The 7,301-nt window shown below is 74.4% G+C and carries 6 protein-coding genes and 1 pseudogene; 1 reads left to right on the top strand and 6 read right to left on the bottom strand.

Annotated elements, in window-relative coordinates:
* Positions 1-10: 10 nt before the first annotated feature.
* From ACZ6ZR_RS13980 to ACZ6ZR_RS13960, 5 genes are all read right to left on the bottom strand, one after another.
* A complete protein-coding gene (locus ACZ6ZR_RS13980) occupies positions 11-478 on the bottom strand; it encodes a hypothetical protein (protein WP_465642329.1) in 468 nt (155 codons plus the stop codon).
* 212 nt (positions 479-690) lie between these two features.
* Positions 691-1,836, bottom strand: coding sequence for an adenosine deaminase (locus ACZ6ZR_RS13975; protein WP_465642328.1), 1,146 nt, complete (start codon positions 1,834-1,836; stop codon positions 691-693).
* Positions 1,837-2,260: 424 nt separating this feature from the next.
* Positions 2,261-3,283 carry a GNAT family N-acetyltransferase gene (locus ACZ6ZR_RS13970; RefSeq protein WP_465642327.1) on the bottom strand — a complete coding sequence of 341 codons (1,023 nt, stop codon included), beginning with the start codon at positions 3,281-3,283 and terminating at the stop codon, positions 2,261-2,263.
* 29 nt (positions 3,284-3,312) lie between these two features.
* The gene (locus ACZ6ZR_RS13965) at positions 3,313-4,278 is read right to left on the bottom strand and encodes a polysaccharide deacetylase family protein (protein ID WP_465642326.1); all 966 of its coding nucleotides are present in this window, start codon (positions 4,276-4,278) and stop codon (positions 3,313-3,315) included.
* A gap of 321 nt (positions 4,279-4,599) precedes the next feature.
* Entirely contained in the window at positions 4,600-5,556 is a 957-nt protein-coding gene (locus tag ACZ6ZR_RS13960; RefSeq protein ID WP_465642325.1) for a LysR family transcriptional regulator, read from the bottom strand.
* A gap of 64 nt (positions 5,557-5,620) precedes the next feature.
* Here ACZ6ZR_RS13960 and ACZ6ZR_RS13955 point away from each other — a divergent pair, with 64 nt between their 5' ends.
* Positions 5,621-6,901: an MFS transporter gene (locus tag ACZ6ZR_RS13955; RefSeq protein ID WP_465642324.1), complete on the top strand. Its 1,281-nt coding sequence runs from the start codon at positions 5,621-5,623 to the stop codon at positions 6,899-6,901.
* Positions 6,902-6,962: 61 nt separating this feature from the next.
* Here ACZ6ZR_RS13955 and ACZ6ZR_RS13950 read toward each other — a convergent pair.
* Positions 6,963-7,301, bottom strand: a pseudogene (locus ACZ6ZR_RS13950) (thymidine phosphorylase); the annotation flags it as partial.

Below are 7,301 nucleotides of genomic sequence, written 5' to 3'. Positions count from 1 at the left end.
GCGCCGGGGCTCAGCCGCCGACGCCCGGGAGACCACCGCCGACGGGCAGGCCGCCGCCGAGGGCGCCGGTCACGGTGGAGACGCCGGGGGCCTGGGCCAGACCCTCGGCACCCGGCACCGGCAGGGGCAGGCCACGCGGCGCGGCGGCGTCGGCGACCGGGGCGGCGGCGCCGTCCACCATCGGGGCGGTCTGGTCGGTGACCGGGGCGGTCATCGGCTGGGCCGACTCCGGGGCCTGCGCGACCGGGCCGGCCACGTCCGGGTTGAGGTTGCCGACGGCCTCGGTGACCGGGGCGGTGGCGGGCAGCTTGCCGACGGTGCTGGTGGCCGCACCGGTCAGCGCACCGGAGTTGGTGAGCAAGCTGGTCGGGCCCCCGAGCCCACCCGGGGCGGCAGCGGAGGCGGAACCGGCAGCAACGGCCGCGATCGCGACGCCGAGCGCAGCGGTCCCGGCAGCCTTCAGAGTGGCCTGCTTCATGAATTGGTCCTCGTGTCCTCGTCGGTGGCCGACGCGACGGCACGCACCCATGGGGTGCCCACCGCTACGCCGTGTCAGCTGTGACTGGCACACCGTAGTGACTTGCTCGCACGCGGATCAAAGGCGTGTAACTCACATGGCCCATTCGTCAGATGAGCGCGGAACCACTGGTCACGGTTCCGCGCTCATCCGTTCGGCCATCCGAGCGGGTGTCAGGCCTTGGCGCCGAACAGCCACTCGGCCTTGAGCTCGGCGTAGCCCGGCTTGATCACGTCGTTGATCATCGCCAGCCGCTCGTCGAAGGGCAGGAACGCGGACTTCATCGCGTTGACGGTGAACCACTCCATGTCGGCGAGGGTGTAGCCGAAAGCGTCCACCAGGTGCCCGAACTCCTGGCTCATCGAGGTGCCGCTCATCAGGCGGTTGTCGGTGTTGACGGTGACCCGGAACTTCAGCCGGCTGAGCAGGCCGATCGGGTGCTCGGCGTACGAACTCGCCGCCGCCGTCTGGAGGTTGGAGGTCGGGCACATCTCCAGCGGGACCCGCTTGTCGCGCACGTACGCGGCCAGCCGGCCCAGCTCCACGGAGCCGTCCTCGTTCACGGTGATGTCGTCGATGATCCGCACGCCGTGGCCGAGGCGGTCGGCGCCGCAGCACTGCAGCGCCTCCCAGATCGACGGCAGACCGAAGGCCTCGCCGGCGTGGATGGTGAAGTGGTTGTTCTCGCCCTTGAGGTAGTCGAAGGCGCCCTGGTGACGGGTCGGCGGGTGGCCCGCCTCGGCACCGGCGATGTCGAAGCCCACCACGCCCTGGTCCCGGTAGCGGTTGGCCAGCTCGGCGATCTCCTGCGAACGGGCGGCGTGCCGCATCGCCGTCAGCAGCGTGCCCACCCGGATCCGGTGGCCCTTCTCCCGGGCGTTCGCCTCACCGAGACGGAAGCCCTCGTTGACCGCCTCGACGACCTCGTCGAGGGTCAGGCCCTTCTCCAGGTGCTGCTCCGGGGCGTACCGCACCTCGGCGTACACGACGCCGTCGGCGGCCAGGTCCTCGGCGCAGTCCGCCGCGACCTTCACCAGCGCCTCGCGGGTCTGCATCACCGCACAGGTGTGCGCGAAGGTCTCCAGGTACCGCACCAGCGAACCGGAGTCGGCCGCCTCGCGGAACCACACCCCCAGCTCCTTGGGATCGGTGGTCGGCAGCCCCTCGTACCCGACGGCTGCGGCCAGCTCGACGACGGTCTCGGGGCGCAGCCCGCCGTCCAGGTGATCGTGCAGCAGCACCTTCGGCGCGCGGGCGATCTGGTCGGCGGTGGGGACGCGGGGGGCTGTGGCGCCCGTGATGGCACTCTGCTTCTCCATTGCGGGAGTGTAGCCCCTACGCGCGTAGATCCACCACGCAGAATCCGTCATTCCACCGAACGGCCCAGCACAGCACCTGGCAGCGCGGCCAACGGAGGGAACGCGAACGCCTGGCGGCGGGCAGCCGGGGCACACCTGATGGCGAACGGGCGCAGCGGGCGGCGAGCACCACGCCCGCGGCGGGCGGACGGACGGTGCGTCGGCCCCCGCTGCCCAGCGACCACGCCGCGCCCTGAGCCCGCCGCAGGCGGACCTGCACGCGACCCCATCCGCCGGTCCACGCGCGGGCTCCCGCTGAGCGCTTGTCCGCCCGACGCCCCGTCAGCCCGCCGTAGGCGAGGGGGCAGCCCGCCCGATGTCCCCACCCCGTCAGCCCGCCGCAGGCGATCACCCCGCCCGCACAATCAGCCCGCCGCAGGCGGCTTCAGCGCTTGAGGTGGTGCTTCAGGGTGAGGAGGGCGCCGGAGGGGCCGTGGGGGGCCAGCCAGGTGGTGTCGTCGCGGTCGGTGGCGGTGAAGCGGTACTTGTAGGGCTCGGTGCCGCGGAGGAAGTCGAAGGTGGCGAGCTTCTGGTCGGCGCAGGCGCGGACCGCTTCGGCGATGATCGCGGTGCCGAGGCGCAGCGGGGCCCACGACGGGTCCCAGCCGATCTGGTAGTAGGCGAAGGTGTCGCGCCAGAGGAAGCCGTAGAGCCCGCCGATCACCGTGCCCTCGTGCTCGGCGACCAGGAAGGCCGGCCCGGCGCCGGGGCGGGCCCGGGAGACCAGGAGCCGGTGGAGCGGCAGGCGGTCCTCGTCGAAGGTGGTGCCCTTGCCGAGGGCATCGCGCCGCAGCCGGTGCAGCCGGACGATCGCGGGCAGCAGCTCCGCGTCAGCCGCCCCCGGCTCGACCCAGCGGAACGTCACCCCGGCGGCCGCCAACTTCCGTCCGTAGCGCCGCAGATCGGAGCGGAACTGCTTGGAGCCGAGCGCGTCGAAGCCGTCCGCCAGCCCCACCCGGGGGCAGGACTGGCCGGCCACCCGTCGGGCCCCGGCCGGCAGCAGGTCGGCGGCGCCCGGGTCGAGGTCGGGCAGCCAGAGGGTCTCGCGGCGGGCGCGGGCGGAGAGCCAGCCCCGCAGTTCGGCCCGGCGTCCGGGCCGGCAGGCGAAGGTGCCGTGGTCGGCCGCGCCGGGCCCGCTGCCGAGCGGGGTGAGGCAGCGGACGGTGACCGGCAGCCGGGGGTGCAGCCGGAGGCTGGTGCGGTGCAGCGGGGCGACCGCCTCGACGGTGCCGTCGGCGGCCCGCCAGACGGCGATCTCGGCCGGGCCGCGCCGCCCGAGCGTCTCCCACCAGGCCAGCACCCAGTCGGGGGTGGCGAACCACGAGGCCCCCGGATCCTCCGCTGCCAACTCCCGCCAGCCGTCGACCAGTTCGGCCGTCAGCCCCTCCGGCGCGTACAGCTCCGGCACCAGCCCCACCCCCACCTGTCCGAAGGGCCTCAGCAGCCGCCGCGCAGCCGGTGCACCGCCGGGTGCAGCCCCGAGAGGATTGTGTCGAACCGGGCCGGGCTGGTGTCGGAGTTCACCCGAAGTCGGCTGATCCGCAGCGGGTTCGGCGGGAGCAGCCGGTCCTGCCGGTGGTCGAAGAGGAAGCCCAGCCGGTAGCCGAGCTCACGCAGCACGGTGTCGGCCCGGGGGTCGAAGTTGCCGTTGGGGTAGGCGAAGGCGGTCGGTTCGCTGCCGAGCCAGCCGGTGAGCAGCTGGTGCGCGCGGATCAGCTCGACCCGGATCACCGGCTCCTCGCAGTGGTCCAGGCAGGGGTGGCCGAGGGTGTGGTTGCCGACGGCGATCCCGGCGGCCGTCAGGTCGAGCAGCTCCAGGGCGCTCAGCTGCTGCTGGCGCGGCGCCTGGACGGCCGCGGTGTCCCGCAACTCCTCGATGCTGCGCCGCCGTTCGACGTCGGGCAGGGTCTTGAGGCGGCGGACGACGTCCTCGGGGGCCAGGCCCGCGAGCGCCCGGGCGGTGCCGCCGCGGGCGGCCAGCGCGGGGGCCTCGGCCCACCAGAACGGCTGGTCCCCGTCGATGAGTTCGGCCACCACGAAGGCGGCGGCCGGGACGCCCAGCCGGGCGAGCACCGGGGCGCCGCGGGTGAGCAGGCTGCGGTCACCGTCGTCGAAGGTGACCAGCACGCTGCGGGGCGGGAGCGGGCGCCGCTCCCGCACGGCGCGCTCGACGGTGGCCAGCGAGACCGGCACGGCCGTCCGCACCAGCCGCTCCATCTGGGCGGTGAAGCTCGGCAGGTCGTCGACGCCGTGGTAGGCGAGGACGGAGAGCCGCTGCGCGGCCCGCGCGCGGAACAGCGGCTGCAGCGGCGAGCGCCGCAGCACGATGTCGATCTGCTGCCGCCGGGCACCGCCCGGCTCGGCCTTGGCGCCGAGGCGCGTGACCGTGTCCTGCTCCGACACGTCTCCCCCTGATCCGTTCCCCGCGGGCATCGCCGCCTCCCCCCATCAATATCCCTCAGTTTGGTAAAGAGCGGTATAAGTTCGGGAACTTCAATCGCTCCTGACCGAAATCCGATGCCGCCGCACTGAGGTGCGGGAACGATCCGGGCCGGGCCTGATCAGGCTGGACCGGATCGGTGAAGAGCCGGTGACGACGATGCGACGGAACCGCCACGAAAAGCGGAGCCTCCCCGTCAACTCCCCCGACCCGGAACCGCTTTGGGACACCCCCACCACCCCCGGCTCCCAGGGTAGCCGCCACCCCCCGAGTGCCGGTCGGTCTTAGTCGTGATCGAGCAGCCGGCCGCGGCGGGAGAGGACGAAGTCGCGGAAGGCCGCGACCGGCGGGGTGAGCGGACGGCCCGTCACCCAGGCCAGGCCGATCGCCCGGCGGGTGCGCGGGGCACTGACCTCCAGCTCCACCACACCCGGCCTCGGGACCAGGGCCGGCGGCAGCAGGGACACCCCCAGTCCGGCCGCCACCAGGCCGCGCAGGGTCTCGGCCTCCTCGCCCTCGAAGGCGATCCGGGGCGCGAAGCCCGCCTCGGCGCAGAAGCCCTCGGTGATCGCCCGCAGGCCGTAGCCCTGTTCCACCACCACGAACGGGTCCTCCGCCACCTCGGCCAGCCGGATCCGCCGCCGGCCGGCCAGCCGGTGGTCGGCCGGCACCACCAGGTGCAGCCGCTGCTCGTCCAGCGGACGGGCCGTCAGGTCCGGGGCGTCCGGCAGCGGGGAGACCAGGCAGAGGTCCAACTCCCCGGCCCGCAAACGCTCCAGCATCGCCGCGCCGTAGTCCTGCACCAGCTGGAAGCGGACCTGCGGGTGCCCGGCCCGGAAGCCGCGCAGCAGCGCGGGCACCGCGTCCGAGCCCATGGTGTGCAGGAAGCCGAAGGCCACCCGCCCGGCCGCCGGATCGGCCTCCGCCCGGGCCGCCTCCACGCCGCGCTCCAGCTCGGCCAGCGCCCGTTCCACCGAGCCGAGCAGCAGCCGTCCCGCCCTGGTCAGCCGGACCGCCCGGCCCTGCCGGGCCAGCAGCCCCACCCCGAGCTCGGCCTCCAGCCGGGCCACCGCCCGGGAGAGGGTGGGCTGCGGCATGCCGAGCAGCTCGGCCGCCCTGGTCACGTGCTCCAGCCGGGCCACCGCCGCGAACTGCGCCAACTGCGGTGCCAGCGCGGTGAGATCGCCCTCCGGGCCGAGTTCGGCGAGGGTCACCGGCGGTGAACTGCTCTGATGCTCCATGGCATCGATTCTCGCCGTTCCATGTATTGGACGCATCAGCGGTGGCAGGTCTAGCGTCGTCGTCATGCCGCCTGCCAGTACCGGGGCATCCGCAGCACCACAGCTGCCGGGTGCCCTCTCCCAGCCGACCCCTGCCGCCGCCGACACCCGCCACCTCCCCGGGAGCCGCACGCTCCGCCGGGTCAATCTGGCGCTGTTCGCCGCCGGGGTCGCCACCTTCGTCCTGCTGTACTCCACCCAGGGCCTGCTGCCGATCCTCTCGGCCGACCTCGACCTGACACCCGGTCAGGCCAGCTGGACCGCCTCGGTGGCCACCCTCGGGCTGGCCCTGGCCCTCCTCCCGGCCAGCGCGCTGGCCGACCGGTACGGACGGACCGCCGTGATGACCGGGTCGGTGCTGGCCGCCTCGCTGCTCGCGGTGGCACTGCCCTTCGCCCCCGACCTCACCACCCTGGTCCTGCTGCGTGGCCTCCAGGGCGCCGCGCTCGCCGGACTGCCGGCCACCGCGATGGCCTACCTGGCGGAGGAGGTGCACCCGAGCGCGCTCGGCTCCGCGATGGGCCTGTACGTGGCGGGCAACAGCATCGGCGGGATGGGCGGCCGGCTGGTCTCCGGCTGGGCCGCCGCCGCCTGGGGCTGGCGCTGGGGGCTGGCCGTCTCGGCCGTCCTGGCCCTGCTCGCCGTGCTGGCCTTCCGGCTGCTGATTCCGGCCGCCCGGCAGTTCCGCCGCACCCGGGTGGACGCCCGGGCGCTGGCCCGCACCGTGGCCGGGCACCTGCGCGATCCGCTGCTGCTCCGGCTGTACCTGCTCGGCCTGCTCTTCATGGCCGTCTTCGGCGCGGTCTACAACACCGTCGGCTACCGGCTGGTGGCCGCGCCCTTCTCGCTCCCCGAGTCGGTGGCCGCCTCCATCTTCGTGGTCTATCTGGTCGGCACCGTCTCCTCCGCCACCGCCGGCCGCCTCACCGCCCGGCTCGGCCGCCGCGGCACCCTCTACGTCGCGATCGGCACCACCACGGCCGGCCTGCTGCTCTCCCTCGCCGACTCACTGGCCGCCGTCCTGCTCGGCCTGGTCCTGATCACCGCCGGCTTCTTCGCCGGCCACGCCACCGCCTCCGCCGCCGTAGGCCGCACCGCCACCACCGGCCGCGCCCAGGCCACCGCCCTCTACCTGATCGCCTACTACCTCGGCAACAGCCTCGGCGGCACCCTGGGCGCCGACGCCTACCACGCCACCGGCTGGCCCGGCGCCGCCACCGTCGCCCTCCTCGCCATGACCCTCGCCGCCGGCGTCACCCTCTACGCCACCCGCCGGGCGGTCGCCGCCGGTACGGTCCGCGCCTGAGGCCCGGAGCACGGCTGTGCCCCCGGCCGCAGGGCCGGGGGCACAGCCGTCTGACGGCGGATCAGGCGATGCGGTCCAGGACGATCGGGTTGGCGGTGAAGGGGGTGCCCTCCGGGGAGATGGTGACGCCGCTGGTGAGGGCCTCGATGGCGTAGTCGTAGCGCTCGGGGGTGTCGGTGTGGAGGGTCAGCAGGGGCTGACCGGCCGTCACCTTGTCGCCGGGCTTGGCGTGCATCTCGACGCCGGCGCCGGCCTGCACCGGGTCCTCCTTGCGGGCCCGGCCGGCGCCCAGGCGCCAGGCGCAGACGCCGACGGCGTAGGCGTCCAGGCCGGTGAGGATGCCGGACTCGGTGGCGGTGACGACGTGCTGCTCGCGGGCGACCGGGAGCGGGGCGTCCGT

The organism is Kitasatospora sp. NPDC088742, assembly GCF_055584905.1.
Note: the sequence above shows the minus strand (reverse complement) of the source record. Positions and strands in the feature narration are given on the sequence as shown.

Coding starts and splice junctions, on each gene's coding strand:
- ACZ6ZR_RS13980 (WP_465642329.1), bottom strand. CDS start 478: ATGAAGCAGGCCACTCTGAAGGCTGCCGGGACCGCTGCGCTCGGCGTC.
- ACZ6ZR_RS13975 (WP_465642328.1), bottom strand. CDS start 1,836: ATGGAGAAGCAGAGTGCCATCACGGGCGCCACAGCCCCCCGCGTCCCC.
- ACZ6ZR_RS13960 (WP_465642325.1), bottom strand. CDS start 5,556: ATGGAGCATCAGAGCAGTTCACCGCCGGTGACCCTCGCCGAACTCGGC.
- ACZ6ZR_RS13955 (WP_465642324.1), top strand. CDS start 5,621: ATGCCGCCTGCCAGTACCGGGGCATCCGCAGCACCACAGCTGCCGGGT.